Origin of the sequence: Shinella pollutisoli, from assembly GCF_024609765.1 — a bacterium.
Taxonomy (GTDB): Bacteria; Pseudomonadota; Alphaproteobacteria; order Rhizobiales; family Rhizobiaceae; genus Shinella; species Shinella pollutisoli.
In genome coordinates, this window is the sequence record NZ_JANFDG010000025.1 from 23,988 (window position 1) to 50,255 (window position 26,268).

Genomic DNA, 26,268 nt, shown 5'->3' on the forward strand with positions numbered 1-26,268 from the left:
CGTTGCCGTTACGTCAAGAAAGATTAGGCGGCAAGGCTTTATGAATGGTTACGGGGGGCGGCCGAATTCTCGCTATGGGTGGGGGAATGCGCCCTCTGGTTGCCGGAAAACATGTGGACGCGGCGGGGCCTTGCGGTTGGCGCGCGCGAGCCGCCGCATTATGGTCGCCGCCCGCGCGCAAACCGCTGAAGGACACCGACATGACCTCGACACCGCCCAAGATCGCGAACCTGATCGCCGCCGAGATCAAGGCGACGCCGGCGCAGGTTTCCGCCGCCGCCGATCTCCTCGACGGCGGCGCGACGGTGCCCTTCGTCGCGCGCTACCGCAAGGAGGTGACGGGCGGCCTCGACGACACGCAGCTGCGCGTGCTCTCCGAGCGGCTGACATATCTCCGCGAGCTGGAGGCGCGCCGCGCGGCGATCCTCGAATCGATTTCCGGCCAGGGCAAGCTGACGGACGAGCTCTCCGCCCGCATACACGCCGTCTCCACCAAGGCGGAGCTGGAGGACATCTACCTTCCCTACAAGCCGAAGCGGCGCACCAAGGCCGAGATCGCCCGCGAGCGCGGCCTCGGGCCGCTCGCCGAGCGCATCCTCGCCGACCGGTCGGCGGTGCCGGCGGACCTTGCGGGGGGATTCCTCTCGGCCGAAGTGCCGGACGTCAAGACGGCCCTCGACGGCGCGCGCGACATCGTCGCAGAAGGCATCGCCGAGAATGCCGACCTCCTGAAGCGCCTGCGCGAGCACATGAAGCAGAACGCCTTCCTGCGCTCCCGCGTGGTCGAGGGCAAGCAGGCGGCCGGCGCGAAGTTCTCCGACTATTTCGACCACACCGAACGCTGGGCGACGGTGCCCTCGCACCGCGCGCTCGCCATGCTGCGCGGCTGGAACGAGGAGGTGCTGTCGGTCGACATCGTCGTCGACCAGGACAATGCCGAGCCGGTGAAGCCGGTCGAGCGCATCATCGCCTCCTTCTATTCCCTCGGCACGAAGCCCGGCGATAAGTGGCTCGCCGAGGCGATCGGCTGGACCTGGCGGGTGAAGCTGTCGCCGTCGCTCTCGCTCGACCTGATGCGCGAGATGCGCGAGCGCGCGGAGGAGGAGGCGATCCGCGTCTTCGCCCGCAACCTCAAGGACCTGCTGCTTGCCGCACCCGCCGGCACGCGGGCGACGATGGGCCTCGACCCGGGCATCCGCACCGGCGTCAAGGTCGCCGTGGTCGACAACACCGGAAAGCTCCTCGACACCACGACCGTCTATCCCTTCCCGCCGAGGAACGACGTGCGCGGCGCGCAGGCGGAACTCGCGAGCCTCGTGCGCAAGCACAAGGTCGAGCTGATCGCCATCGGCAACGGCACCGGCAGCCGCGAGACGGAGAAGCTCGTCGCCGACATGCTCGCCGCACTCCCCGCGCCGAAGCCGACCAAGGTGATCGTCTCGGAGGCGGGCGCCTCGGTCTATTCGGCCTCGGAGACGGCGGCGGCCGAATTCCCGAACCTCGACGTGTCGCTGCGCGGCGCCGTCTCCATCGCTCGCCGCCTGCAGGATCCGCTCGCGGAACTGGTCAAGATCGAGCCGAAGTCGATCGGCGTCGGCCAGTACCAGCACGACGTCGACCAGGGCAAGCTCTCGCGCTCGCTCGACGCCGTGGTGGAGGATGCGGTGAACGCCGTCGGCGTCGACCTCAACACGGCCTCGGCCCCGCTGCTTTCCCGCGTCTCCGGCCTCGGCAAGGCCTCGGCGGAAGCGATCGTCGCCCACCGCGACGCGAACGGCCCCTTCGCCAGCCGGCAGGAGCTCCTGAAGGTGCCGCGGCTCGGCGCGCGCACCTTCGAGCAATGCGCGGGCTTCCTGCGCATCCCGAATGGCCGGGAGCCGCTCGATGCCTCCGCCGTGCATCCGGAAGCCTACGGCGTCGCCAAGAAGATCGTCGCCGCCTGCGGGCGGGACCTGCGCACGCTGATGGGCGACAGCGCCGCGCTGAAGACGCTCGACCCGAAGGCCTTCGTCGACGAGCGCTTCGGCCTGCCGACGGTGAAGGACATCCTGTCGGAGCTGGAAAAGCCCGGCCGCGACCCGCGCCCGGAATTCAGGACCGCGACCTTCGCCGAAGGGGTGGACGACATCAAGGACCTGAAGGTCGGCATGCAGCTGGAAGGCACGGTGACGAACGTCGCCGCCTTCGGCGCCTTCGTCGACATCGGCGTGCATCAGGACGGGCTCGTCCACGTCTCCCAGCTCGCCGACCGCTTCGTCAAGGACCCGCACGAGGTGGTGAAGGCCGGCGACGTCGTGACGGTGCGCGTGACCGAGGTCGACGTGCCGCGCAAGCGCATCGGCCTTTCCATGCGCAAGGACGGCGGCGGCACCGCACCCCGCGACCAGGCCCCGCGCGAAAAATTCAGGCAGCCCGCCGCAAAGCCGCAGGCGCCCGCGCAGGGCGCGCTCGGGGCCGCGCTCGCCGAGGCGATGAAGCGGAAGTGATTCAGATCGCCGCGGGCGGCGCGAAGCCGTCGGCGGCCGCAACCGGCACGGCCTCTTCCGCCGCCGGCGCCGCGTGCTGCAGCACGACGACGCGGCTTCCCGTCGGCACGCGGCCGTAGAGGTCGATGATGTCCTGGTTGAAGAGGCGGATGCAGCCGCTCGACACCGCCCTGCCGATCGACCAGGCCTCGGTCGTGCCGTGGATGCGGAACAGCGTGTCGCGGCCGTCCTGGAAGAGATAGAGCGCGCGCGGCCCGAGCGGGTTGGTCAGCCCCGGCTCCATGCCGCCCGCCCATTGCGCGTTGCGCTCCGGCTCGCGGGCGATCATCGCCGGCGTCGGCGTCCAGCGCGGCCATTCCGCCTTGCGGCCGACGCGCGCGGCACCCTCGAACTCCAGCCCCGCCTTGCCGACGCCGATGCCGTAGCGCATCGCCATGCCGTTCTCCTGCACGAGGTAGAGGAAGCGGTTCTGCGTGTCGATGACGATGGTGCCGGTGGGTTCCGCCGTCGGATAGGCCACCTGCTGGCGCAGATATTTCGGATCGACGCGGGCGATGTCGGTCGCCGGCAGCGGGAAGCGCTCCTGCGGATGCGCGCCGTACATGGCGACATGCACCGGGTCCGGCCCCCTTTTCACCGGCTTGGCGGTGGCGGCGCAGCCGGCAAGCAGCGCGGCGAGCGCAAGGAGGGCGAGGGGGCGGAGCATGGACACACACATGAGGGGGCACCTGTCGATTCGCATTGCAGTGTCGGCCTTCGGCCGTTGCGGGCTCCATCGGCGGCAAAGCGGGCGACGGCGGGGCGGGAAGAAAGCGAAATTGCGGCAAGGCCTTGGGTGTGTCCGCCGCGCCACAGCCGCGCTTGCCGGAGAGGAGGCGAGGGGGTAGAAGCGGGCGGTGGCTTTTGCCCCTCACCTGCCTGCCGGCATCCTCCCCGCAGGCGGGGAGAGGAGGGAAGCCGTGCCGTTTTCCCCTTCTCCCCGCCTGCGGGGAGAAGGTGGCGGCAGCCGGATGAGGGGCGGCGCCCCTGCGGTGGAACGAACGGGAAACCCTCCATGCAATGGAGCGACGAGGCCATCGTGCTGGGCGTCAGGCGCCACGGCGAGACGTCGGTGATCGCCGAGGTAATGACGCGCGGCCGCGGCCGCCATCTCGGCCTCGTGCGCGGCGGCCGCTCGCGCAGCATGCAGCCGGTGCTGCAGCCGGGCAATTCCGTCGAGGTCACCTGGCGGGCGCGGCTCGACGAGCATCTCGGCGAGTTCCGCGTCGAGCCGCTGCAACTGCGGGCAGGGCGGCTGATGGAGACGGCGACGGCCGTCTACGGCGTGCAGGCGATGGCGGCCCTCCTGCGCTTCCTGCCCGAGCGCGACCCGCATCCGCATCTCTTCGAGGCGCTCGCCGTCATCCTCGACCATCTGCACGAGCCGGCCGATGCGGGCGAGCTCTTCGTGCGCTTCGAGCTCGCCGTGCTGAACGACCTCGGCTTCGGCCTCGACCTCGCCGAATGCGCGGCGACCGGCAGCCGCGACGATCTCGCCTACGTCTCGCCGAAATCCGGCCGCGCCGTCTCGCGCACGGCGGGCGCGCCCTGGGCGGAGCGGATGCTGCGCCTTCCCGCCTTCCTCGGCGACGACAGCGGGCATGCGGCGGATGCCGACGCGCTCGCCGACGGCTTCCGCCTCACCGCCTTCTTCCTCAACCGCCACGTCTGCGAGCCGCGCGGGCTGGAGCTCGCCAGCGCCCGCGACGGCTTCGTGCAGGCGGCGCTGAAGGCGCTCGGCGCGGGCAAGGATCCTGTGTGACGACAAGACCATCGTCTGTGAAATGATGATGGTGCGTCTTGCCCCCTTCTCCCCGGCAGGGAGAAGGTCGTGGCAGCGGGATGAGGGGGGACGCGCGCCAGGCGATCATGGCCGCTCAGGCGCGCTCCACCCCCTCATCCGACCCTTCGGGCCACCTTCTCCCCGGCGGGGAGAAGGGAAGTCGGGGCGCCGCGTTCCGACGCCGAATGGCTTGGAAAGGCCGGTTTGAAACGTCAACGGCTTGGCCTTTGCGCAAAAGCCTTTAATCTCGCCCGTCCCGGGCCCGTCCCCCGCGCTGGAGTCGCCATGTTTGAAATCCTCCCCCTCGTCGCCGTCGCGCTCGCGCTCTACACCCTCCACGCATCGCGCGAGAACGCCCGCCGGCTCGGCGAGGAGATCGTTCGGCTGCGCCGGGAGATGGAGGCGCTGAAGGTTGCCGGCGTGGTGCCGCCCGAGCCGGCCGTCGCCGTCGCCGCCGAGGAGGAGCCGGCTGCCAAAGCCGAGCCGGGCCCCTGGACGCGGCCGGCGGCAAGCGAGGAGGATATCGGCCGGGCCATCTTCGGCGGTGCGCCGGCGGAAGCGGCCGCGGCGGAGGAGGAGCCGGCCGAGACGGCGCCCGTCGCCGCGCGGGAGAGCTTCGAGAGCCGCATCGGCGCGCGCTGGGCCGTCTGGGTCGGCGGCATCGCGCTGGCGCTCGGCGGCATCTTCATGGTGAAATACTCGATCGAGGCGGGGCTCTTGAGCCCGGCGGTGCGCCTGTCGCTCGCCGCCCTCTTCGGCCTCGTGCTGCTCGCCGCCGGCGAGGCCGTGCGCCGCCGCGCCCAGCCGGTGATCGCCAACGCGTTCCGCAACGCCATGATCCCCGGCGTGCTGACGGCGGCCGGCGTCATCACGCTCTTCGCCGTCACCTATGTCGCCTATGCGGTCTACGGCTATGTCGGCCCGCTCGCCGCCTTCGCGCTGCTCGCCGCCGTCTCCTTCGCCACCCTCGGCCTGTCGCTCCTGCACGGGCAGGCGCTCGCCGGCCTCGGCCTGCTCGCCTCCATGGCGACGCCCGGGCTGGTGGCGACCGGCGAGCCGCGGCCCTGGCCGCTGTTCGGCTTCCTCGCCGTCGCCTGGCTGGCGACGCTCGCCGCCTCGCGGCTCAGGCGCTGGCAGGTCGTGCCGGCGCTCGCCAATGCCGGCCTCGCGCTCTGGGCGGTGCTCTATCTCACCCAGGCCGGGACCGTCGAGACGCCGCCGGTGCTGCTTGCCCTCCTCGTGCTCGCCGCCGGCCTCGGTCTCCTCTGGCCCGGTGCGGCAGGCGAAGGCGAGGAGGAGCGGGCCACGACGGACGCCTGGGAGCGCCTGTTGTCGCCGCCGGCCGCCGCCGTCTCGCTCACCGGCGCGCTGGCGCTCCTGTTCCCGGCCCTCGTCTTCGCCACGCAGGTGCCGGGCCTCGCCCTTGCCGATTATGCCTTCGCGCTCGTCGTGCTTTCCCTTGCCGCGCTGGGGGCGGCGCGCGGCTGGGCGGTCTATCCGGCGATGTTCTCCGCCGTCGCCCTCGTTCTCGGCACAGCGATCCTCGCCGTCATGCCGGGCGTCACCCTCCTCGACGGCTTCGGTCTCGTTGCTCCGCCGCTGCCGGAGGGCGCGACGCCCGTCTCCCCGCTGCCGCTCGCCGCCGCGGCACCCGTGAACCTGCTGCTTCTCACCGCCGCCGCCTATGCCGCCCTCGGCATCGCCGGCGCGTGGCTGCGCGGGCGGACGTCGCGCGAGTTCGCCGCGCTGTGGAGCGTGCTCGCGCCGGCCGTCCCCTTCGCCGTGACGGCGGCGAGCCTCTTCGTCTTCGGCAACCTCGCCTTCGACCTGAAGCACGGCCTCGTCGCCCTCGTCTTCGGCCTCGCCTTCCTCGCCGCCGCCGAGCTTTTCTCGAGCGGCCGGGCGGAGGGGGAGGCGGTGTTCGTGCCGCAATGGACGTTTGCGGCCGGCGGCTTCGCCTTCCTCGTGCTTTCGCTGCATGCGCTCACCGAAGGGCTCGCCACCACGCTCGGCGTCGCCGTCCTCGGCGCGCTCGCCGTCTTCGCCACGCGGCTGCGCCATTGGCCCGTCCTGCCCTGGCTGATGGCGGGGGCTGCCGCCGTCGTCGCCGGCCGCATCGCCGTCGAGCCGACGATCGTCGGGGCGGCGAACCTCGCGAAGACGCCGGTCTTCAACCAGCTCCTCGCCGGCTACGGCATTCCCGCCGCACTCCTCGCGCTCTCGGCCTTCGAACTGCGCCGCTGGCCCGGCGAGCGGGTGCGCAATCTCCTGCAGGCGCTGGCGAGCCTGTTCGTGCTGCTCACGGCGGCGATCCTCGTCCGCCACGCCATGAACGGCGGCGTGCTCGACAGCGCCGTGCCGACGCTCGGCGAGCAGGCGATCTACACGCTCCTCGTCATCGGCGCCTCGGCGGTGATGATGACGCTCGACCTGAAGTCGCCGAGCCCGGTCTTCCGCTACGGCTCGATGACGGTCGGCGTCCTCTCCGTGCTGTCGGTGGCGAGCGCCCATCTCGCCGGCCTCAATCCCTATTTCACCGGCGAGCTGCTCGGCCGCTGGCCGGTCTTCGACCTGCTCCTGATCGGCTATCTCCTGCCGGGGGTGGCCTATGCGGGGCTCGCCCGCTACGCCCGCGGCCGCCGGCCGATGCCCTACGTGACGATGCTGGCGCTCGCCGGCGTCGTGCTCGCCTTCGCCTGGGTGACGCTTACCGTGCGCCGCTACTGGCACGGCGAGAGCATCGCCGACTGGAAGGGTTTTCTGCAGGCCGAGACCTATACCTATTCGGTCGTCTGGCTGCTCCTCGGCGTCTTGCTGCTGGCGCTCGGTTCGAGGTTCGATTCGAAGAGCATCCGGCTCGCCTCCGCCGGCCTCGTGCTGGTCGCCGTGGTGAAGGTGTTCCTCATCGACATGTCGAACCTCGAAGGCTTCCTGCGCGCGCTCTCCTTCATCGGGCTCGGCGCGGTGCTGATCGGCATCGGCCTGTTCTACCAGCGGATTCTTTCCGGCAAGTCCGTGCCGCAAGGGTGAAATCCGAGAAAGAACATGCTTTTGTGCCGGCCTGCTGAATCGCTTCGGCAGGTCGTTGAATCGAAATCCGAGGACGGTGCCATGCATGTCGAAGGCCTGAACATCCATCCGCTGAAGAGCGGCCGGGCCATCGCGCTCGAAGAGGCCGCGGTCCGCCTCGACGGCTTTTCCGGCGACCGCCGCTTCATGATCGTCGACGGCGGCGGCCGCTTCATCACTCAGCGCGAGATGCAGGCGCTCGCCCGCGTCGCGGCGCGGGAGGTGGCCGGCGGCCTGCTGCTCGAAATGGAAGGCCGCCGGCTGCAGGCGCGCTTCGACCCCGACCGCCGGCTCGCCGTCACCGTCTGGGACAGCACGGTCGACGCCGCCGTCGCCGACCCGGCGGTGAACGCCGTCCTCTCGGACTGGTTCGGCCGTCCCGTGCAACTCGTGCACATGGACGGCCGCGCCCGCCGCGCCGAGGGCGCGGAATGGGCCGGCGCGCCGGTGCCGGTCGGCTTCGTCGACGGCTTTCCGGCGCTGATCACCACCACCGGCTCGCTCGCCGACCTCAACCGCACATTGATCGCCAATGGTCAGGAGCCGGTCGGCATGGACCGCTTCCGCACCAACGTGCTGATTGCCTGCGACGAGCCCTGGCGGGAGGATCTCTGGGCGGCGGTCGAGATCGGCGGCATCCGCTTCGACCTCGTCAAGCCCTGCGCCCGCTGCATCATGACCACGCAGGACCAGCGGACCGGCGAGCGCATCGGCGGCAATCCGATCCAGGGCCTGGCCGAGAAGCGCATGTCGGCCGACCGCCGCGTGCCGGGCGTGCTGTTCGGCTGGAACGCCGTGCCGCGCGGGGAGGGGACGATCCGGCTCGGCGATGCGGTCCGCGTGGTGGCCGAGCGGGCGGAGCGCTGGCCGATGAAGGTCCGCGCCTGAATCGGCAAGCCGTTGCCGCTTTCCCCTTCTCCCCCGCGGGGAGAAGGTGGCCCGAAGGGCCGGATGAGGGGGGCGAAGCCAACGAAATTCCTTGATTCTACGCCTTCGGCGTCCCCCTCATCCCGCTGCCGCGACCTTCTCCCCGCGGGGGAGAAGGCGCCATGACGGAGCGCTGCGGTTCATACGCGATGCCCTGGATATGATCCATCAATCGCGCTGATCGCCCGGTCAAATTAATTCGCTTTCGCGCATCGGCCGGCAAGCGTATTTTACGCTTCCGCAAATCCGGAGTAGCCCATGTCCCCGACCTCCCCGACGCCGGCCGCAGCCCGGCCGATGCCCTGGCTGATCATCATCGCCGGCTCGCTGATCGCCATGCTGACCTTCGGCCCGCGTTCGGCCATGGGCTTCTTCCAGCTGCCGATGCTGCAGGACACCGGCTGGGACCGCACGACCTTCGGCCTCGCCATGGCGCTGCAGAACCTCTGCTGGGGGATCGGCCAGCCCTTCTTCGGCGCCGTCGCCGACAAGTACGGCACCTGGCGCGTCCTGCTGGTCTCCGCGCTGCTCTACGCCGGCGGCCTCGTGATGATGTCCTCCGGCGCCTCGCCGCTCTGGCTGCATGTCGGCGGCGGCGTGCTGGTGGGCCTCGGCGTCGCGGCCGGCTCCTTCGGCACGCTGCTCTCCGCCTTCGCCCGCAACGTCACGCCGGAGCAGCGCTCGCTCGCCTTCGGCATCTGCACCGCGGCAGGCTCGGCCGGCATGTTCCTGTTCGCGCCGCTGTCGCAGGGGCTGATCTCGGCCTACGGCTGGTCGGACAGCCTCGTCTGGCTCGGCGTGATGATGCTCGCCGTGCCGCTGCTGGCGATCCCGCTGCGCGGCAATTCCTCTTCCGGCATCACGTCCAGGAGCGAATACCAGCAGTCGATCGGCGCGGCGCTGAAGGAGGCTTTCGGCCATCGCAGCTACCTGCTGCTGACGGCCGGCTTCTTCGTCTGCGGCTACCAGGTCGCCTTCATCACCGCCCATTTCCCCGCCTATCTCGGCGACCTCGGCATCGATGCCCGCTATGCGGTGATCGCGCTGGCGCTGATCGGCTTCTTCAACATCATCGGCTCGCTTGCCGCCGGCGTCATCGGCCAGCGCTACTCGAAACCCTATTTCCTCGCGTTCATCTATCTCGCCCGCTCCGTGGCGGTGACGGTGTTCGTGCTGCTTCCGGCCACGCCCGCCTCGGTCATCCTCTTCGCCGTCGTCATGGGCCTGCTCTGGCTGTCGACCGTGCCGCCGACCAACGCGCTCGTCGCCATCATGTTCGGCACGCGCCACCTCGGCCTGCTCGGCGGCATCGTCTTCTTCTCGCACCAGGTCGGCTCGTTCCTCGGCGTGTGGATGGGCGGCTACCTCTACGACCGCTTCGGCACCTACGATCCGGTCTGGTGGCTCGGCGTGGCGCTCGGCGTCTTCGCCGCGGTCGTCCACTGGCCGATCGAGGAGCGCGGCGTCGCCCGTCCGGCGATGGCGTGAAAAATCGGGGGCGCCGCCGGACGGGAAATCGGGCGGCGCTTCTTGCAAAGCGTCACAAAAGTTTCTAAATCAGTTCCACCGGCAATGCCGGTTTTGTTTTACGGCTATTATGCTCAATATGAGCAAAATGGCGGCGCCGCGGGAAGCGGCGGGAAGGAGGGGTTCATGACCATTGCGACCCAGCATGCGGCAGGGGCCGTTGCCCAGCGCCCGCTCACGGCGGCGGAACGCTTCGGCGTCATCGACCGGCCCGACCTTTCCTTCACCCCCGCCGTCGCCCGCGAGACCGAGCATCTCTACGAGCGCGTCAAGCAGTTCATCCCCGCCTTCGAATGGCCGGTCTACGCGCCCTATGTCGCCGCCATCAACCGGCTGAAGAAGGAGCGCGGCGCCGTCATCCTCGCCCACAACTACCAGACGCCGGAGATCTTCCACTGCGTCGCCGACATCGTCGGCGATTCGCTGTCGCTCGCCCGCGACGCCACCCGCGTCGACGCCGACATCATCGTCCAGTGCGGCGTGCACTTCATGGCCGAGACCTCGAAGCTGCTCAACCCGGAAAAGACCGTGCTGATCCCGGATTCGAAGGCCGGCTGCTCGCTGTCGGATTCGATCACCGGCGCCGACGTCCGCCTGCTCAAGGAGCGCTATCCGGGCGTGCCGGTCGTCACCTACGTCAACACGTCGGCCGACGTGAAGGCGGAGACGGACATCTGCTGCACCTCCTCCAACGTGCTCGCCGTGGTGGAAAGCCTCGACAGCGACACCGTGCTCTGCATCCCGGACGAATATCTGGCGATGAACGTCGCCAAGCAGACGAACAAGAAGATCCTCACCTGGAAGGGCCATTGCGAGGTGCACGAGCGCTTCACCGCCAACGAGCTGCTCGCCTACAAGGAAGCCCATCCCGGCATCGAGATCATCGGCCATCCGGAATGCCACCCGGACGTCATCGCCGTCTGCGACTTCTCCGGCTCCACCTCGGGCATGATCAACTACGTCAGGGACCACCGGCCGCAGCGCGTGCTGCTCGTCACCGAATGCTCCATGGCTTCCAACATCCAGGCGGAGCTGCCGGACGTCGATTTCGTCAAGCCGTGCAACCTCTGTCCGCATATGAAGCGCATCACGCTGCCGAAGATCCTCGACAGCCTGGTGACGATGACGGAGGAGGTGACGGTCGACCCGGCGATCGCCGATCGCGCCCGCCTAGCCGTCGAGCGGATGGTGAACCTGAAGCAGTAACATGGCGGGCCGTCCGTTCTGCGTGGCCCCTCATCCCCCTGCCGGGACCTTCTCCCCGTAAACGGGGAGAAGGCGGAAAACGGCAAGGCTGTCGTTTCTCGCCCCGCTTGCGGGGAGAGGATGCCGGCAGGCAGGTGAGGGGCCTTATCGGCAGGCAGGCGCGTCGGAGGAGTAGCACATGCCCCTGGAAAGTTTCCGTCCGCAATCGTGGAACGGCATCGACGACATCGTCATCGTCGGCGGCGGCCTCGCCGGCCTGTTCTGCGCGTTGAAGCTCAGCCCCCGGCCCGTCACGGTGCTGGCCGCCGCCCCCATCGGCCAGGGCGCCTCGTCGGCCTGGGCGCAGGGCGGCATCGCCGCGGCGATGAGCCCCGGCGACACCTTCGACAAGCACGTCGCCGACACGCTGGAGGCGGGTGCCGGCATCGTCGACGAGAAGATGGCGCGCTTCATGGTCTCGGAAGGCCCGGCGCGCATCCACGACCTCCTCGAATACGGCGTGCCCTTCGACCGCGACCTGGAGGGCAAGCTCCTGCTCTCGCGCGAGGCCGCCCATTCCGAGCGCCGCATCGTCCGCGTCAAGGGCGACATGGCCGGCAAGGCCATCATGGAGGCGCTGATCGCCGCCGTGCGGAAAACGCCGTCGATCCGGGTGCTGGAGGGCTACGTGGTCGAGGAGCTGGTGCGCGAGGGCCGCTTCATCTCCGGCGTCGTGGCGCGGCCGGATGCCGGCCAGTCGAAGAAGCGCGTGCATTTCCCGGCCCGCGCCGTCGTGCTGTGCTCGGGCGGCGTCGGCCATCTCTACGCCGTCACCACTAATCCCTGGGAGGCCTGCGGCCAGGGCGTCGGCATGGCCGCGCGCGCCGGCGCCATCATCGCCGACCCGGAATTCGTGCAGTTCCACCCGACCGCCATCGACATCGGCCGCGACCCCGCGCCCCTTGCCACGGAAGCGCTGCGCGGCGACGGCGCGCATCTGGTCAACGCCGCCGGCCACCGCTTCATGCTCGACATCCACGAGGACGGCGAGCTCGCGCCCCGCGACATCGTCTCGCGCGGCGTCTTCGCCGAGGTGCAGGCCGGCCGCGGCGCCTTCCTCGACTGCACCAAGGCCGTCGGCAGCCATTTCCCGGACATGTTCCCGACCGTCTACGCCTCCTGCAAGGCCGCCGGCATCGATCCGGTGACCCAGCCGATCCCCGTCGTGCCCGCCGTGCACTATCACATGGGCGGCATCCTGACGGACGCGGAGGGCCGCACCTCGATCGACGGCCTGTGGGCGGCGGGCGAGGTGACGTCCACCGGCGTGCACGGCGCCAACCGCCTCGCCTCCAACTCGCTCTTGGAGGCCGTCGTCTTCGCCGCGCGCATCGCGGAAAACATCAAGGGCATCCTGCCCGAGCCGAAGCTCAACGACTGGGGCAAGAACGCCGGCGAGAGCGACGACCTCGTCACCATCGAGGACAGCCCGGCGCTGAAGCACCTGCGCCGCGTCATGAGCGATCATGTCGGCGTCATCCGCAGCCGAGAGGGGCTGACCGTCGCGCTGCGGGAGATCGCCCGGCTGGAGCGCGAGAACAGCCGCATGCGCTTCCTGAACATCGTCACCACCGCCAAGCTGATCGCGGCCGCCGCCTGGCTGCGCGAGGAAAGCCGCGGCGGCCATTTCCGCGCCGATTTCCCCGAGCAGAAGCCCGCCTGGAAGCACCGCACCTTCCTGACGCTCGCCGACGCCGAGAAGGTCGTCGCCGAGGTGGCGGAGACGGCGGCGGCGTGAGGTGCCTTGGCAAAAATTGACAACGGCGCATGCCGACCTATGATCAGGGCGAAAGGAGCGTGACATGCCGACGCTGAACGTGAGCCTGACGCCCGAATTCGCCGACTTCATCGAGGAGGCCGTGGCCAGCGGCTCCTATGTCTCGGCGAGCGAGGTCGTGCGCGACGCGCTGCGGATGATGCGGCAGGAGCAGGAAAGTGCCGCGGCGAAGCTCGCCCTCCTGCGGCGCGCGGTCGACGAGGGGCTGGCGCAGTCGGAGCGCGGCGACCTTTCCGATCGCCCGGTCTCCGACATCTTCGCCGCTGCCGTGCGCGAGGCATGATCCGTATCCGGCTGACGCGCGAGGCGGAGCGCGATCTCGTCGAGATCGCCCGCTACACGGTCGCGACCTTCGGAGCGGAGCAGGCCATGCGCTATGCGGGATTGATCGAACGGGCGCTCGGCCTGCTGGCGGCCGATCCGGGCCTGCCCGCGTCGCGCAACCGCGACGAGCTTCGCCCCGGCGTGCGGTCGCTGCATCTGTCCCGTGCCGCCGCCCGTCGCCATGCGGCCTCGCACGTCCTTTACTATCACCTCCGGACCCGGCCGGACGGCGGGCGCGATCTCGTCCTCCTCCGCGTCCTGCATGAACGCATGGAGCCGCTGAAGCGGCTCGTCGACGCCACCAGCCCCGAGAAGGATCGAGCGCCATGACCACCCCCCATCTCCCCGTCCTGTCCCCGTTGATGGTCGAAGAGCAGGTGCGCGCGGCGCTTGCCGAGGATCTCGGCCGGGCGGGCGACATCACCAGTCAGGCGACGGTCGCGCCGGGCATGACCGCGCGGGCGGAGCTGAACGTGCGCGAGGAGGGCGTCCTTGCCGGGCTCGATCTCGCACGCGCCGCCTTCCGCCTGATGGACCCGGCGATCCGCTTCGAGGCCTTCTTCGCCGACGGCGACCGGCTTGCGTCCGGCACCGCGATCGCCCATATCGCCGGTCCGGCGCGCGCGGTGCTGTCGGCCGAGCGGGTGGCGCTCAATTTCCTGATGCACCTTTCCGGCGTCGCCACCCACACGGCGCGCTTCGCCGCCGAGATCGGCCACACGCAGGCGCGGGTCTGCTGTACCCGCAAGACCATTCCGGGCCTCAGGGCGCTGGAGAAATACGCCGTGCGCATGGGCGGCGGCTCCTCGCACCGCTACGGCCTCGACGACGCGATCCTCATCAAGGACAACCATATCGCGGTCTCCGGCGGCGTGGCGGGCGCGATCCGCGCGGCCCGCGCCTTCGCCGGCCACCTGGTCAAGGTCGAGGTGGAGGTGACGACGCTCGCCGAGCTGGAGGAGGCGCTGGAGGCCGGGCCCGACGTCGTGCTGCTCGACAACATGGGGCCGGAGCTCCTGCGCCGCGCCGTCGAGATCAACCGCGACAGCGCCGGCCTCAACGACCGGACCTATGCGGGCGACCCGCGCCGGGCGAAGCTCGAAGCCTCGGGCAACGTCAACCTCACCACCGTCCGCGCCATCGCCGAGACGGGCGTCGACTACATCTCCACCTCCAAGATCACCATGGCCGCGCCGACGCTCGACATCGGCCTCGACGTGGTGCTGGACTGACGACCGGGACCGGGAAGGGGAACACCCCGGCGGGCGATGCGTTCCTGTCCGAATGAGCAATCGGCAATCGGAAGGATGCATCATGTGGAAGCCATTCGCGCTCGCCGCCGCGACGGGGGCTCTTGTCCTCCTCGGCGGTCCGTCCCTCGCCCAGCAGGCCACCGACACGGCGCGGGCGGATTTCGTCGACCGGTCGGGCAAGGAGACCGGCCGCGCCCAGCTCACCGCCGGCCGCGGCGGCGTGCTGTTCGAGGTGGAGATATCCGGCCTGCCGCCGCGCAAGTGGGTGGCGCTGCACGTCCACGAGACGGGCACCTGCGACCACGCCTCCGGCCATGAGTCGGCCGGCGGCCATTTCAACCCGGACAACAAGGAGCACGGCTTTGCCGCCGCGAACGGCCCGCATGCCGGCGACCTGCCGAACCAGTACGTCGCCGAGGACGGCATCCTGCGCGCCCAGGTCTACTCGACGCTCGTCACCCTCGACCAGGGCGACCGCGGCATCCGCGGCCGCGCGCTGATCGTCCATGCGAATTCGGACGACTACCGCAGCGATCCGGCCGGCGGCGCCGGCGAGCGGCTCGCCTGCGGCGTGATCCGCTGACGGTGCGTCGTTCCTCCGCCTGCTCGCCGGAGGCGGAGGGGCGCCCGTGACGAAGCGGATCGTACCGGCCGTCGGCGTGTTCCTGTTCTTTAACCGGCGCGGATATACGGGTACGGAGACCCGGCCAGATAATGTTTCCAGACGGACCCTATGGGTCTCCACGGCTGCTTCGGCGTCCGGCAGGTCTGTGCCTGATCGTCCGGGCCGCCACGCCGGCGGGAGCCGGCCTCGTCCTCCGACCATCCGCGCCCGGCGGCTGCGCGCGGAGGCCTGACGCTCAGCGGACCCCGACCTTCAATCCCGGCGCCGGTCGTTCTTCGAGGATGCGGCGGCGGAAGCGGAAGAGCGCGGCGGGGCGCCCGCCGGTCGCCGAGGTCGAGGCGCCGGTGGGCTCGACCAGCTCCGCCCCCTCGACGAGGCGGCGGAAATTCTGCTTGTGCAGGTGCCGGCCGGAGATCGCCTCGACGGTCGACTGCAGCTCCGTCAGCGTGAATTCCGGCGCCATCAGCTCGAAGATCACCGGGCGGTACTTTATCTTGCCGCGCAGCCGCGCCATGGCGGTCGCGACGATGCGGCGGTGGTCGTGGCGCATGGCGACGCCGGGCGAGGGCAGGCCCGGCCGGGCGCGCCCGTCCTGCACCGCCTCCTCGGCCAGCCCCGCCTCGTAGAGCAGCTCGTAGCGGTCGAGCACGCGCTCCTCGTCCCAGGGAAAGTCGTCGAGGCCGAAGGCGAGGCGAAGCCGCGTGCGCCGCGCCGGCATCGGCAGGCTGCGCTCGTCGCGCGGCGGCTCGCCCGCCCAGGCGGCAAGCGCCGGCAGGATCATCTGGTCGAGCACGGCCGGCCGGCCCTGCCGCCAGTCCTCCCAGGGCAGGTAGGCGTACCAGTCGCGCCAGTGGGCGCCGGCCTCGGCCAGCCGGTCGTTGGCCTCGGCGTCCGTGCGCGTCAGCGCCAGGTAGCCGACGGAGACCATGTGCGTGCCGGCCTCGTCGGGCAGCTTCTGCCGGCCGCGGTCGCCGAACGTGTAGAGCTGCTCGATATAGCCGAGCTTCAGCGCCGTCTGCGCTTCCACGCTCGCGCGCAGGCTCGTCTCGAAGGTGCGGTGCTGGTGCGGGTCGAACGGGCCGAAGGGCAGCGCGTCGCGCGGGTTCGCCGCGTCGCCGGCGATGGCGAGGATGCACGGGCTGCGGCCGGAAATGGCGACCACCGCCGCGTTGAGCCCGATCTCGACCGGCGGCCGCGCGCGCGTCTGCGTCATGGCCGGCTGTCCTCGGGCAGCGCTGGGAAGGAGAAGGGGCTGTCGCCCGCATAGTCCGCGCCCCGCCCGATCTCGCGGACGGCGGCGACGAGCCGCCCGCCGCGGCAGAGCAGCCGGTCGCCGATCTCGACGAGCCGTGCGTTCGGCGTCGCCTGCGGCGAGGCGCGGCGCAGGCGCGCGGCGAGCGCCCGCTCGTCCTGGTCCGGATGGACGGCGAGCGCGGCGATCAGCGCGGCGGCCGGCGAGCGCGAGACGCCCATCATGCAGTGGACGAGGAGGGGGGACGCGCGGTTCCAGCCCGCGGCGAAGCCGATGATGGCGGCGACGTGCTCCTCGCCGGGCGCGACGAGGTCGCCGGTGGCGGCGAAGGCGATGTCGTTGACGCCGAGGATCAGGTGGCGGGAGGCGTCGATCACCGCCGGCCGGTGGAAATCCTGCTTCGGCGCGACGAGGCTCAGCATCTCGCGACAGCCGTGGCGCACGGCGAGCTCGGCGATCTTCTCGAGCGGCGCGACAACGATCGTGCCCATGCTCACACCGCCGCGGCGAGGGCGCCGCGTTCCCGCTCGATCGCCGTGAAGCGCTCGGCGAAGCGCCTCTGCGCCTCGACGGCCGGCAGCGGTGCGATCTCGATCATCTCGCGCGTGATGCCGCGCGGCGCGCCGAAGAATTTTGTCGCCTCCGCATGCGAGAAGCCGGCAAGCTCGGTCGCCTCGAAGAAGGCGGCCACCCGGTCGGCCTTCTTGATCTTCGCCTTCAGCGCCGCGGGGGTCGCCGGCGGCAGGCCGAAGCGCAGGTGCACGGCCGTCTCCAGCCGCTTCTCCACCGTCTTGTAGCCGCCGCCGACGACGGCCTTGAAGGGCGAGATCATGTCGCCGATCACGTATTCCGGCGCGTCGTGCAGGAGCGCCATCAGGCATTCGTCGGCATTGCAGCGGTTCTGCCGGCGGAAGATCGTCTCGACGACGAGCGAATGCTGGGCGACGGAAAAGGCGTGGTCGCCGGCCGTCTGCCCGTTCCAGCGGGCGACGCGGGCAAGGCCGTGGGCGATGTCGGAGAGCTCCACGTCGAGCGGCGAGGGGTTGAGGAGGTCGAGCCTGCGGCCGGAGAGCATGCGCTGCCAGGCGCGCGGCTCCGTCTTCGCCCCGCTCATCGGATGCCGCGATCGCCGATGGCGATCCCTCCAATGCGCCGCGCGATACCCCCCTCTGCCCTGCCGGGCATCTCCCCCTCAGGGGGGGAGATCGGCAAGACGGAAGAACCTTGCTCCAATGGCACCGTCCAAGATGGGCTAGACGATGCCCCATCCGATCTCCCCCCCTGAGGGGGAGATGCCCGGCAGGGCAGAGGGGGGTGCGGCCCGTGAAGCACGCTCATGGCGCGGCGGCCTCGGCAGCCTCGTCCGGGAAGGTAAGGCCGGTCCAGGCGGGAAGGGCGAGCGTCACGGGCACCTCCGCCGCCGTGACCGGCGTGCCGGCGCGCATGGCGTCGGCCGCCCGGTCGAGGCGGACGATGGCGAGGCCCGTGCTTCCGGTCACGGTGCCGAGCGCGCCGACGGGCTTGCCGCCGGCAAGGAGCTCGGTGCCGGAGGGCGGAAGCGCCGCCGCGCCGGTGACGATCACCGGCCGGCGCCGCGCCGTGCCGCGATGCTGCATGCGCGAGACCACCTCCTGCCCGACATAGCAGCCCTTGCGGAAGGAGAGGCCGGCGGAGAGGTCGAGCAGCACGTCGTGCGGGAAGGCGTCGGACAGTGCATAGTCGGCGCCCGCCTCGGGAAGGCCGGCCGAAATGCGCAGCGCGTCGTAGAGGGAAGGATCGTCCGTGCCGCCGGCACCCGGCCGGCGCGAGACGGCGATGCCGGCGGCCGCGAACCGGGCGTCGCGCGGCGCCTGCGCATCGGCCGGCTCCCAGGCGACGGCGACGCTGTCGCCGTCCACGGCGGCGATCTCGACTGCGGCGCGCAGCTTGTAGAGCGTCAGCCGCTTGGCGAGCGCGTCGCGCTCGCCCGCGCCGGTCTCTAGGAGGAAGGCGCTTTCCCCGTCGCGGACGATCAGGAAGGCGAAGAGGATCTTGCCCTGCGGCGTCAGGAGCGCGCCGGGGCGAAGCTCCCCCTCGGGCAGGGAGGGAAGGTCCGTGGTGATCAGGCCCTGCAGGAAGGATTCGGCGTCCTTGCCGGAAAGGCGGAGAAAGGCGCGGCCGGGAAGCGTGACGGATGGCATGGTTCGGTCCAGGTTGCTCGCGAGGCCCCAGAGGTAGAGCGCCCCGGCCGCTTTCGCAAGACGAGGCCGTCAATCGCCGGCGACGAAGAACCGCCACTGGCCGTCCGGCGTGATGCCGACGCGGTAGAAATTGTAGCTGCCGAATTCCAGCATGTCGGCGACGTCGCCGGCCGTGACGATGCGCAGCAGTTCCACCTTCTCCGGCGGCGTCAGCGCGGCGAGCGGCTTTTCGGCGAAATAGGGCCAGACATACATGTCGTCGGGCGTGCCGGCGCCGACATGGACGAAGCCGGTCGCCAGCACGTCGAGCAGGATGGCGAGGATCTCTATGCCGTCCGGATCGCCCGAAAGGCCCTTCAGCGTCTCGACCGGGCCCTCGTTCGTCTCGACGGCGGAGACCTGCGTCTCGGTCACGCCCTTGCCGAGCAGTGGGCGCAGGCGCTCGATGTCGCCCGAGGCGGCGGCCTCGATGATCAGCTCGCGCATCCGCCGCACGGGCTCCGGCGCCTTCCCGATGTCGTAGAGGACCTCGGCCGGCTCCTCGGGCTCCTCCGGCGCGCCGTCCTCGACGACGGGCGGCGTCTCCGAGGGCTGCCCCGTCACGCTCCCGTCCCTGCGGATCAGCGGGTCGGGCATCGGCAGGCGGAGATCCTCGCCGCCGTCCTCCTCGACGGGCTCGCGCGGCTCGTCCTTCTCCGGCGTCTCGCCGGTCCGGTCCGGAAGCTGCTTCAGCTCACTGAGCGCGAAGGCCGGGCGGAGCGGCAGCGTCAGCGCCGTGGTGGAAAACAGCGCCGACAGCAGGACGATGCTGCCGAGGAACAGCCCTTTACCGCCAGACACGCGCATGTTCCGTCTTTCCAGCTATTGCAGGATGCGCTCGGGGGAGAACTCTCCGGCGAGCATGCGGGTGCGCAGCGATTCGAGCATCGCCTCCGCGCCGCTTTCGCCATGGATGCGGATGGTCTCGCGCATGGCGAGCGCGATCGCCGCATCGGCGATGATCTCCGGCTCGATGCCGTCCGCCATGCCGTCGGCCCAGGCCTCGTTCTGGTATTCCAGCGCGGCCTGCATCTTCTCATGCACGATCATCTCGTCGATATCGGTGAGAGTGGGTTCCATCGGTCGGTCCATGCCGGCATCGGTCCTTACTGTACTGTTAACGACTTTAGCAGCCTTTTCCCAAAACGGCACCGGGTCCCGCGAAAAGAGGTTAATTAAACGCTAATTTCCAAAGCGGGCGGTAATTTCCGCGGCGAGTGTTGCGCCTTCGGCACGGTAGCGCTCCTCGGCGACGATCGCCGGTTGCGTGCAGGCCGTGTAGATCGCCGCGAAGGACCGGTAGCCGCGGTTGAAGGCGGCCGTCAGTTTCTCCTGCCGTTTCGGCTCGTTGGCGGCTTCGAGCTCGATCAGCCTCTGCATCGAGGCGCGCCAGGCGTCCTCCGGCGACCCCGCGCAGAGGTTGCGCAGATAGTGGACGGCGCCGAGGATCTCCGAGAGCCGTTCCAGCCGCTCGTCATAGGGCGCGGGCTTCTCCTCGACCGCCGTTTCGGCCGGCTTGTCCGCCGCCTGCTGGGCGAGCGCGGGGACGCCGGGCAGCACGAGGAGGAAAAGGAGGGCGAGGCGAATCGCTTTCATGCCCGTCCGTCCTTCCGGTCGTCCTCCAGGCGGCGGATGCAGTCGCGCACGCTGTCGGGCGCGGGCATCCGGTCGATCTCGACGGCCGAGTACCAGCCGACGCCGGCCGCGTCGTCGGCGGCGACGGCCACGGCCCCGGCGTCCGCCTCCACCCGGAAGACGGACAGGAAGAAGTCCGGCCCGCCGGCGCCCTCGCCGCGCCGGCCGGGCAGGTCGTAGGTGGCGTAGAGGCGGGGATTGCGGGCGCGGATGCCGGTCTCCTCGAAGAGCTCGCGCAGCGCGGCCTCGGCCGGCGTTTCGCCCGGCTCGGCCCGGCCGCCCGGAAAGGCGTACATGTCGGCGGCCGGCGGGTTGCGCCTCAGCACGAGGAGATAGCGGCCGTCGCGTTCGAGGATGGCGGAGGAGGCGGGCTGGGCGTTGCGCGTCATGGGTCCGTTCACTGCGGTTCGATTGACCCCTTATAGGCAAAGTGCGATGACGACGCCATGTGCGGACGATTTGCCCTGATCGCCAAGAGCGACCTCTTGCGCGAATTCCTCGACGTGGCGGACCTCGACGATCCGCCGCCGCGGTACAACATCGCGCCGACCCAGCCGATCCTCGTCGTCGTGGCGGGCGAGAAGCGGGCGCCCGGCAGCAACCTGCCGGAGCGCCGGGCGATCCTGGTGCGCTGGGGCTTCCTGCCCGGCTGGGTGAAGGACCCGCGCGACTTCCCGCTCCTCATCAACGCCCGCGCCGAGACGGCGGTCGGCAAGGCCTCGTTCCGCGCCGCCATGCGCCACCGCCGCATCCTGGTGCCCGCCTCGGGCTTCTTCGAGTGGCGGCGCCCGGCGGAAAAGGGGGCGAAATCGCAGGCCTACTGGATCCGCCCGAGGCACGGCGAGATCGTCGCCTTCGCCGGCCTGATGGAGACCTGGTCCTCGCCGGACGGCTCCGAGGTCGACACCGGCGCGATCCTGACGACGGCGGCGAACGGCGACATCGCCCATATCCACAACCGCATGCCGATCGTCGTCCGGCGCGAGGATTTCTCGCGCTGGCTCGACTGCAGGACGCAAGAGCCGCGCGACGTGGCCGATCTGATGACGCCGGTGGAGGAGGGGTTCTTCGAGGCGGTGCCGGTCTCGGACCGGGTCAACAAGGTCGCCAACATGGGACCGGAGATCCTGGAGCCGGTGGCGGAAGAAACGCCGCAGGAAATGCCAGGGGGCGCCGGGGCGCCCGACGGATCGGGGCAGGGGCCTGGTGGATCCGACGAGGGGCCAGGCCAGCTTTCGCTCTTCTGAGCTCAGTCGTCGAAGGTATGCAGCACGGCCGGACGGTCGCGCTTCTGCGCGTCCTTCTTCGCCTTCCCGGCGTCGTTCCGGCACTGCGTCGCGGCGACGACGGCGCGCAGGCCGATCGGCTTGTACTGGGCCTGCAGGTTCTCCGCGGGCGCAGCGTTCTTCGGCCTCTGTTTCGTCGTTGCGGTCGGCATGATCACTCTCCTCTATCGCCTTTCCTCGTCCGCCGCGCCTGGCGTTCCCCGTTGCGCTGCGGCCGCCTCCTATTGCCTATTGGTTTTGGTCAAATTCTGCCGAAAATTTGATCACTATGGGGCGGATGCCGGAAAATCCAAGCCTGGCCCGTTCAAGAATTGTGACGGGTTCTTAACAATCATTTCCCGGGCAGCCGGCGGACCTTCACGAGCATCGCGGCCGCGATCACGGCGCGGATGCCGAGCGGATTGTAGCGCACGGCAAGGTCGATGCGTTCGCGGCTGTCTTTCTTCGGTGCGGTCATCGTCGTTCTCCTTGGTTGGGACCGCTCTTTTCTGGCACGGGCCGGGCGTTCATCCTGTCACCGCGGGAACAGCGCCGGCTCGACGTTTTTCGCGTTTCGCCCGCCGCTGCCGGCTTGACCGGGCGGACGGAGAGCGCGATAAAGCAGGCCATGAAAACGGTACTCTGCATTCGCCGGAGCATTATTCGCTAGCGCACGCGCTGGCCTGGCCGTTTTCGTCCCTCGAAATCCCCGGATGACAAACGACCCGGCCAGCCGGGTGCATGCATTTCGGGAGATCTTCATGGCCGACACGCCGGTCCTTCAGCTCTACAACACGCTCACCCGCTCGAAGGCGCCGTTTGCGCCGATCGATCCGGACAATGTGCGCATGTATGTCTGCGGGCCGACGGTCTACGACTTCGCCCATATCGGCAATGCCCGGCCGGTCATCGTCTTCGACGTGCTCTACCGGCTGCTGCGCCATCTCTACGGCGCAGACCACGTCACCTACGCCCGCAACATCACCGACGTCGACGACAAGATCAACGCGCGGGCGCTGCGCGATTTCGGCGCGGAGATTTCCGACGGCCGGCTCTCGCTCAACGAGGCGATCGGCCGCGTGACGGAGAAGACGGCGAACCAGTTCCACGCCGACGTCGCGGCGCTGGGCTGCCTGCCGCCGACGCACGAGCCGCGCGCCACCGATTTCGTCCGGCCGCGCCGGGACGGCAAGGCGGACATGATCACGCTCATCGAGCGGCTGATTTCCCGCGGCCACGCCTATGTCGCGGAGGGCGAGGTGCTGTTCGACACGGCGTCGATGGAGGACTACGGCCAGCTTTCGAAGCGCAACCTCGAGGAGCAGCAGGCGGGTGCGCGCATCGCCGTCGACGCGCACAAGAAGAACCCCGGCGACTTCGTGCTCTGGAAGCTCTCCTCGCCGGAGGAGCCCGGCTGGGAGAGCCCCTGGGGCCGCGGCCGTCCCGGCTGGCACATCGAATGCTCGGCCATGTCGGCCGCCTATCTCGGCGAGACCTTCGACATCCACGGCGGCGGCCTCGACCTCATCTTCCCGCACCACGAGAACGAGATCGCCCAGTCGCGCTGCGCCCACGGCACCAAGGTCATGGCGAACGTCTGGATGCACAACGGCTTCGTGCAGGTCGAGGGCCGCAAGATGTCGAAGTCGGAGGGCAACTTCGTCACCATCCACGAGCTCCTGCACGAGGAGAGGTTCGGCGGCCGCGCCTGGCCGGGCGAGGTGCTGAGGCTCGCCATGCTGATGACGCACTACCGCGAGCCGATCGACTTCTCCGTCAAGCGGCTGGAGGAGGCCGAGCGGCTGCTTGCGAAATGGCCGGCCGGGGGCGATGCGGAGAAGGGCCGGATCGACGAGACGGTGCTGGCGCCGCTCCTCGACGACCTCAACACCGTCGCCGCCGTGCAGGCGCTGCACGCGCTTTCCGGCCGCGCCGCGCCGGACGATTTCGCCGCCAGCGCCGCCCTCCTCGGCATCGCGCCGAAGAAGGCGTCGCTGTCCGGCGCCCTCGAAGCCGAGATCGCGGCGGCCGTCCGCACGCGTCTCGACCTCCTGAAGGCGCGGAACTTCGCCGAAGCCGACAAGATTCGCGACGACCTCCTCGCCAAGGGCATCCAGCTCAAGGACGGAAAGGACCCCGCGACCGGCGAGCGCGTGACCACCTGGGAGGCGAAGCGATGAGCACGCCCTTCTATACCGGCGGCTGTCAGTGCGGGGCGGTGCGGTTCCATGTGGAGGGCGCGCTCGGCGATGCGTCGGTCTGCCATTGCCGCATGTGCCAGAAGGCGAGCGGCAATTTCTACCTGCCGCTCGTCTCCGTCCGTGACGCGAAGCTCACCTGGACGCGCGGCGCGCCGAAGAAATTCCGTTCCTCCAGCGTCGCGCTCCGCGGCTTCTGCGGCGACTGCGGCACGCCGCTCACCTACGAGGCGCCGGACGGCGTCGCGCTGACGATCGCCGCCTTCGACGATCCGGCGGAGATCGCGCCGCGCATCCAGTGGGGCGTCGAGGCGAAGCTGCCCTATGTCGACGCGATCCACAGGCTGCCGGGCGAGGACACGATGGCCGACCAGGACGCCACCTCCTTCCTCGCCGACCTTGTCTCCTACCAGCATCCCGACCACGACACGGACGACTGGCCGCCGGAGGGAAAGCCGTGAGCATCGCCCGCATCTATACCGGCGGCTGCCAGTGCGGCGCGGTGCGATACCGGGTGGAGGGCACGCTCGGCCATCCGCATCTGTGCCATTGCCGCATGTGCCAGAAGGCCTCCGGCAACTATTTCCTGCCGCTCGCCGGTGCGGCGCGGGAGGCCTTCGCGCTGACGCGGGGCGAGCCGGCCTGGTTCCGCTCCTCCGACATCGTGCGGCGCGGCTTCTGCCGGGACTGCGGCACGCCGCTCTTCTTCGACGAGACGGCGGCGGCCACGCTCGGCATCGCGCTCGGCTCGCTCGACGATCCCGACGACGTGCGTCCCGTCGAGCAGTCGGGCGTGGAATCGCGCGTCGTCTGGTTCGCGCACCTGCCGGAGCTTGCCGAGAGCGAGTGCAATTCCGGCGAGGGCGGCGAGGCGCGCCATCTCGCCATCCTCGCCTCGAACCGCCAGCATCCCGACTACGACACCGACCACTGGCCGCCGGAGGAGGAGCCATGAGCACGCAGCGACCGCAGACGGGCATCCCCCGCACCTGGCTCTATCTCTTCGCCGGCAAGCTGGTCCTCGTCGCCGCGGTGGTGATCGGGGTCGTCGTCTACGCGTCCTATCGCTGAGGAGAGCGCCATGAGCAACGGACGGAGCGAAACCAGAAGCGGCGGCTGCCAGTGCGGCGCCGTGCGCTTCCGCAGCAGGGGCAGGCTCGGCCGGCCGTCGATCTGCCATTGCCGCATGTGCCAGAAGCAGTTCGGCGCCTTCTTCTCCGCCCTCGTCACCGCGCCGGAGGGCGGCGTGGAGTGGTCCCGCGGCGCGCCCGCCTGGTTCCGCTCCTCGATCAACATCGAGCGCGGCTTCTGCCGCGATTGCGGCACGCCGCTCGCCTATCGCCATCCGGGCGGGCTGGAACTGTCGATCGGCGCCTTCGACATCCGCGACGACCTCGCCCCGCAGATCCAGGTGAACCATGCCGCGCGCCTGCCGTGGGTCGAGACGATCTTCTCCGCGCCGGTGCTCGACGACCCGGATTTCTACGCCCGGCAGGAAGAGATCATCTCCTTCCAGCATCCCGACCACGACACGGACCAATGGCCCGAACACGGACTGAACCTATGAATGCCTCCCTGCGTACCCTCTATCCCGAGATCGAACCCTATGCGTCCGGCCACCTCGACACCGGCGACGGCCACAGCGTCTACTGGGAGCGCGTCGGCACGCCGGGCGCCAAGCCCGCGGTGTTTCTGCACGGCGGGCCGGGCGGGACGATCTCGCCGAACCACCGCCGCCTGTTCGACCCGGCGCTCTACGACGTGACGCTGTTCGACCAGCGCGGCTGCGGCCGCTCCAAGCCGCATGCCGAGCTGGAGGCGAACACGACCTGGCACCTCGTCGACGACATCGAGCGGCTGCGCGGGATGGCGGCCGCGGAAAAATGGCTGGTCTTCGGCGGCTCCTGGGGCTCGACGCTGGCGCTCGCCTATGCGGAGAAGTACCCGGAGCGCGTGAGCGCGCTCGTCGTGCGCGGCATCTACACGCTGACGAAGGCGGAGCTCGACTGGTACTACCAGTTCGGCGTCTCGGAACTGTTCCCGGACAAGTGGGAGCGCTTCCTCGCCCCCATCCCGCCGGAGGAGCGCCACGAGATGATGCTGGCCTATCACCGCCGCCTCACCAGCAAGGACCGCGCCACGCGGCTCGCCGCCGCCAAGGCCTGGAGCCTGTGGGAGGGCGAGACGATCACGCTGCTGCCGGAGCCCGCCACCAGCGACCCCTTCGGCGAGGAGGACTACGCCCACGCCTTCGCCCGCATCGAGAACCACTATTTCGTCAACGCGGGCTGGCTGGAGGAGGGGCAGATCCTGCGCGACGCCCATCGGCTCCGCAGCATTCCCGGCCTGATCGTGCACGGGCGCTACGACATGCCGTGCCCGGCGAAATATGCGTGGGCTCTGCACAAAGCCTGGCCGGAGGCGGAGTTCCACCTGATCGAGGGCGCCGGCCACGCCTATTCGGAGCCCGGCATCCTCGACCGGCTGATCTACGCGACGGACAAGTTCGCGGGGAAGGTTTGAGGGATGCCCCTCACCCTGACCCTCTCCCCGTGAACGGGGAGAGGGGACCTGCCCGAAGCCCCGGTCGGCGAGGGCTGAAAACGGTGCGGCATCCCCTTCTCCCCGCTTGCGGAGAGAAGGT

The 26,268-nt window shown here is 70.1% G+C and carries 28 protein-coding genes; 17 read left to right on the plus strand and 11 right to left on the minus strand.

Translation table 11 applies throughout. The features are described 5' to 3' along the window. The first annotated feature begins 200 nt into the window (after window positions 1-200). Complete coding sequence (locus NNZ72_RS18850) at window positions 201-2,486, plus strand: Tex family protein (protein ID WP_257317074.1); 2,286 nt, start codon at window positions 201-203, stop codon at window positions 2,484-2,486. Between the two features lies 1 nt (window position 2,487). On the opposite strand, the gene NNZ72_RS18855 is transcribed toward NNZ72_RS18850, so the two are convergent. Further along, complete coding sequence (locus NNZ72_RS18855) at window positions 2,488-3,204, minus strand: L,D-transpeptidase (RefSeq protein WP_257317075.1); 717 nt, start codon at window positions 3,202-3,204, stop codon at window positions 2,488-2,490. A gap of 336 nt (window positions 3,205-3,540) precedes the next feature. Here NNZ72_RS18855 and recO point away from each other — a divergent pair, with 336 nt between their 5' ends. From recO to NNZ72_RS18905, 10 genes are all read left to right on the plus strand, one after another. Further along, window positions 3,541-4,287, plus strand: coding sequence for a DNA repair protein RecO (gene recO / locus NNZ72_RS18860; protein WP_257317076.1), 747 nt, complete (start codon window positions 3,541-3,543; stop codon window positions 4,285-4,287). Between the two features lie 306 nt (window positions 4,288-4,593). Continuing rightward, on the plus strand, window positions 4,594-7,338 hold the full coding sequence (locus tag NNZ72_RS18865) for a DUF2339 domain-containing protein (RefSeq protein ID WP_257317077.1): 2,745 nt from the start codon (window positions 4,594-4,596) through the stop codon (window positions 7,336-7,338). Between the two features lie 81 nt (window positions 7,339-7,419). Continuing rightward, window positions 7,420-8,265 carry an MOSC domain-containing protein gene (locus NNZ72_RS18870; RefSeq protein ID WP_257317078.1) on the plus strand — a complete coding sequence of 282 codons (846 nt, stop codon included), beginning with the start codon at window positions 7,420-7,422 and terminating at the stop codon, window positions 8,263-8,265. Window positions 8,266-8,562: 297 nt separating this feature from the next. Continuing rightward, window positions 8,563-9,792 carry an MFS transporter gene (locus tag NNZ72_RS18875; RefSeq protein WP_257317079.1) on the plus strand — a complete coding sequence of 410 codons (1,230 nt, stop codon included), beginning with the start codon at window positions 8,563-8,565 and terminating at the stop codon, window positions 9,790-9,792. 165 nt (window positions 9,793-9,957) lie between these two features. Continuing rightward, window positions 9,958-11,037, plus strand: a complete 1,080-nt coding sequence (gene nadA / locus NNZ72_RS18880; protein ID WP_257317080.1) for a quinolinate synthase NadA — start codon at window positions 9,958-9,960, stop codon at window positions 11,035-11,037. A gap of 178 nt (window positions 11,038-11,215) precedes the next feature. After that, entirely contained in the window at window positions 11,216-12,814 is a 1,599-nt protein-coding gene (locus tag NNZ72_RS18885; RefSeq protein WP_257317081.1) for an L-aspartate oxidase, read from the plus strand. Between the two features lie 64 nt (window positions 12,815-12,878). Next, window positions 12,879-13,136: a type II toxin-antitoxin system ParD family antitoxin gene (locus NNZ72_RS18890; RefSeq protein WP_257317082.1), complete on the plus strand. Its 258-nt coding sequence runs from the start codon at window positions 12,879-12,881 to the stop codon at window positions 13,134-13,136. Continuing rightward, the gene (locus tag NNZ72_RS18895; protein ID WP_257317083.1) at window positions 13,133-13,507 is read left to right on the plus strand and encodes a type II toxin-antitoxin system RelE/ParE family toxin; all 375 of its coding nucleotides are present in this window, start codon (window positions 13,133-13,135) and stop codon (window positions 13,505-13,507) included. The genes NNZ72_RS18890 and NNZ72_RS18895 overlap by 4 nt, the downstream gene beginning before the upstream one ends. Beyond that, window positions 13,504-14,409: a carboxylating nicotinate-nucleotide diphosphorylase gene (nadC, locus tag NNZ72_RS18900; RefSeq protein ID WP_257317084.1), complete on the plus strand. Its 906-nt coding sequence runs from the start codon at window positions 13,504-13,506 to the stop codon at window positions 14,407-14,409. Before NNZ72_RS18895 ends, nadC begins: the two co-directional genes overlap by 4 nt. An 82-nt stretch (window positions 14,410-14,491) precedes the next feature. Then, window positions 14,492-15,013 carry a superoxide dismutase family protein gene (locus NNZ72_RS18905; RefSeq protein WP_257317085.1) on the plus strand — a complete coding sequence of 174 codons (522 nt, stop codon included), beginning with the start codon at window positions 14,492-14,494 and terminating at the stop codon, window positions 15,011-15,013. Between the two features lie 277 nt (window positions 15,014-15,290). Here the strand turns inward: NNZ72_RS18905 and NNZ72_RS18910 are convergent, their stop codons facing one another. The 8 genes from NNZ72_RS18910 to NNZ72_RS18945 form a co-directional block, all read right to left on the minus strand. Further along, window positions 15,291-16,268 (minus strand): NUDIX hydrolase, encoded by a 978-nt coding sequence (locus NNZ72_RS18910; RefSeq protein ID WP_257317086.1) that lies wholly within the window; start codon window positions 16,266-16,268, stop codon window positions 15,291-15,293. After that, complete coding sequence (locus NNZ72_RS18915) at window positions 16,265-16,798, minus strand: tyrosine phosphatase family protein (protein WP_257317087.1); 534 nt, start codon at window positions 16,796-16,798, stop codon at window positions 16,265-16,267. Before NNZ72_RS18915 ends, NNZ72_RS18910 begins: the two co-directional genes overlap by 4 nt. A gap of 2 nt (window positions 16,799-16,800) precedes the next feature. Further along, window positions 16,801-17,421, minus strand: coding sequence for a YfbR-like 5'-deoxynucleotidase (locus NNZ72_RS18920; protein ID WP_257317088.1), 621 nt, complete (start codon window positions 17,419-17,421; stop codon window positions 16,801-16,803). A 220-nt stretch (window positions 17,422-17,641) separates the two neighbouring features. Then, on the minus strand, window positions 17,642-18,487 hold the full coding sequence (gene ygfZ / locus NNZ72_RS18925) for a CAF17-like 4Fe-4S cluster assembly/insertion protein YgfZ (RefSeq protein ID WP_257317089.1): 846 nt from the start codon (window positions 18,485-18,487) through the stop codon (window positions 17,642-17,644). 69 nt (window positions 18,488-18,556) lie between these two features. Then, on the minus strand, window positions 18,557-19,333 hold the full coding sequence (locus tag NNZ72_RS18930) for a hypothetical protein (protein WP_371747785.1): 777 nt from the start codon (window positions 19,331-19,333) through the stop codon (window positions 18,557-18,559). 15 nt (window positions 19,334-19,348) lie between these two features. Next, window positions 19,349-19,618 carry a hypothetical protein gene (locus NNZ72_RS18935; protein ID WP_257317090.1) on the minus strand — a complete coding sequence of 90 codons (270 nt, stop codon included), beginning with the start codon at window positions 19,616-19,618 and terminating at the stop codon, window positions 19,349-19,351. Between the two features lie 90 nt (window positions 19,619-19,708). Next, window positions 19,709-20,122: a TIGR02301 family protein gene (locus NNZ72_RS18940; protein WP_257317091.1), complete on the minus strand. Its 414-nt coding sequence runs from the start codon at window positions 20,120-20,122 to the stop codon at window positions 19,709-19,711. After that, the gene (locus NNZ72_RS18945) at window positions 20,119-20,550 is read right to left on the minus strand and encodes an NUDIX hydrolase (protein ID WP_257317092.1); all 432 of its coding nucleotides are present in this window, start codon (window positions 20,548-20,550) and stop codon (window positions 20,119-20,121) included. Before NNZ72_RS18945 ends, NNZ72_RS18940 begins: the two co-directional genes overlap by 4 nt. Before the next feature lie 57 nt (window positions 20,551-20,607). Here NNZ72_RS18945 and NNZ72_RS18950 point away from each other — a divergent pair, with 57 nt between their 5' ends. Continuing rightward, the gene (locus tag NNZ72_RS18950) at window positions 20,608-21,408 is read left to right on the plus strand and encodes an SOS response-associated peptidase (RefSeq protein ID WP_257317093.1); all 801 of its coding nucleotides are present in this window, start codon (window positions 20,608-20,610) and stop codon (window positions 21,406-21,408) included. A gap of 2 nt (window positions 21,409-21,410) precedes the next feature. Here NNZ72_RS18950 and NNZ72_RS18955 read toward each other — a convergent pair whose 3' ends face one another. Next, on the minus strand, window positions 21,411-21,599 hold the full coding sequence (locus tag NNZ72_RS18955; protein WP_257317094.1) for a hypothetical protein: 189 nt from the start codon (window positions 21,597-21,599) through the stop codon (window positions 21,411-21,413). A gap of 179 nt (window positions 21,600-21,778) precedes the next feature. Next, window positions 21,779-21,904 carry a hypothetical protein gene (locus NNZ72_RS18960; RefSeq protein WP_257317095.1) on the minus strand — a complete coding sequence of 42 codons (126 nt, stop codon included), beginning with the start codon at window positions 21,902-21,904 and terminating at the stop codon, window positions 21,779-21,781. 283 nt (window positions 21,905-22,187) lie between these two features. On the opposite strand from NNZ72_RS18960, the gene cysS reads away from it, so the two are divergent. The 5 genes from cysS to pip all read left to right on the plus strand — a co-directional run bounded on the left by cysS (window position 22,188) and on the right by pip (window position 26,147). Beyond that, entirely contained in the window at window positions 22,188-23,606 is a 1,419-nt protein-coding gene (gene cysS, locus NNZ72_RS18965; protein WP_257317096.1) for a cysteine--tRNA ligase, read from the plus strand. Next, complete coding sequence (locus NNZ72_RS18970; RefSeq protein ID WP_257317097.1) at window positions 23,603-24,085, plus strand: GFA family protein; 483 nt, start codon at window positions 23,603-23,605, stop codon at window positions 24,083-24,085. The genes cysS and NNZ72_RS18970 overlap by 4 nt, the downstream gene beginning before the upstream one ends. Next, window positions 24,082-24,579: a GFA family protein gene (locus tag NNZ72_RS18975; RefSeq protein WP_257317098.1), complete on the plus strand. Its 498-nt coding sequence runs from the start codon at window positions 24,082-24,084 to the stop codon at window positions 24,577-24,579. The genes NNZ72_RS18970 and NNZ72_RS18975 overlap by 4 nt, the downstream gene beginning before the upstream one ends. A 126-nt stretch (window positions 24,580-24,705) precedes the next feature. Next, window positions 24,706-25,191, plus strand: coding sequence for a GFA family protein (locus tag NNZ72_RS18980; RefSeq protein ID WP_257317099.1), 486 nt, complete (start codon window positions 24,706-24,708; stop codon window positions 25,189-25,191). Then, the gene (pip, locus tag NNZ72_RS18985; protein WP_257317100.1) at window positions 25,188-26,147 is read left to right on the plus strand and encodes a prolyl aminopeptidase; all 960 of its coding nucleotides are present in this window, start codon (window positions 25,188-25,190) and stop codon (window positions 26,145-26,147) included. Before NNZ72_RS18980 ends, pip begins: the two co-directional genes overlap by 4 nt. Window positions 26,148-26,268: the final 121 nt, after the last annotated feature.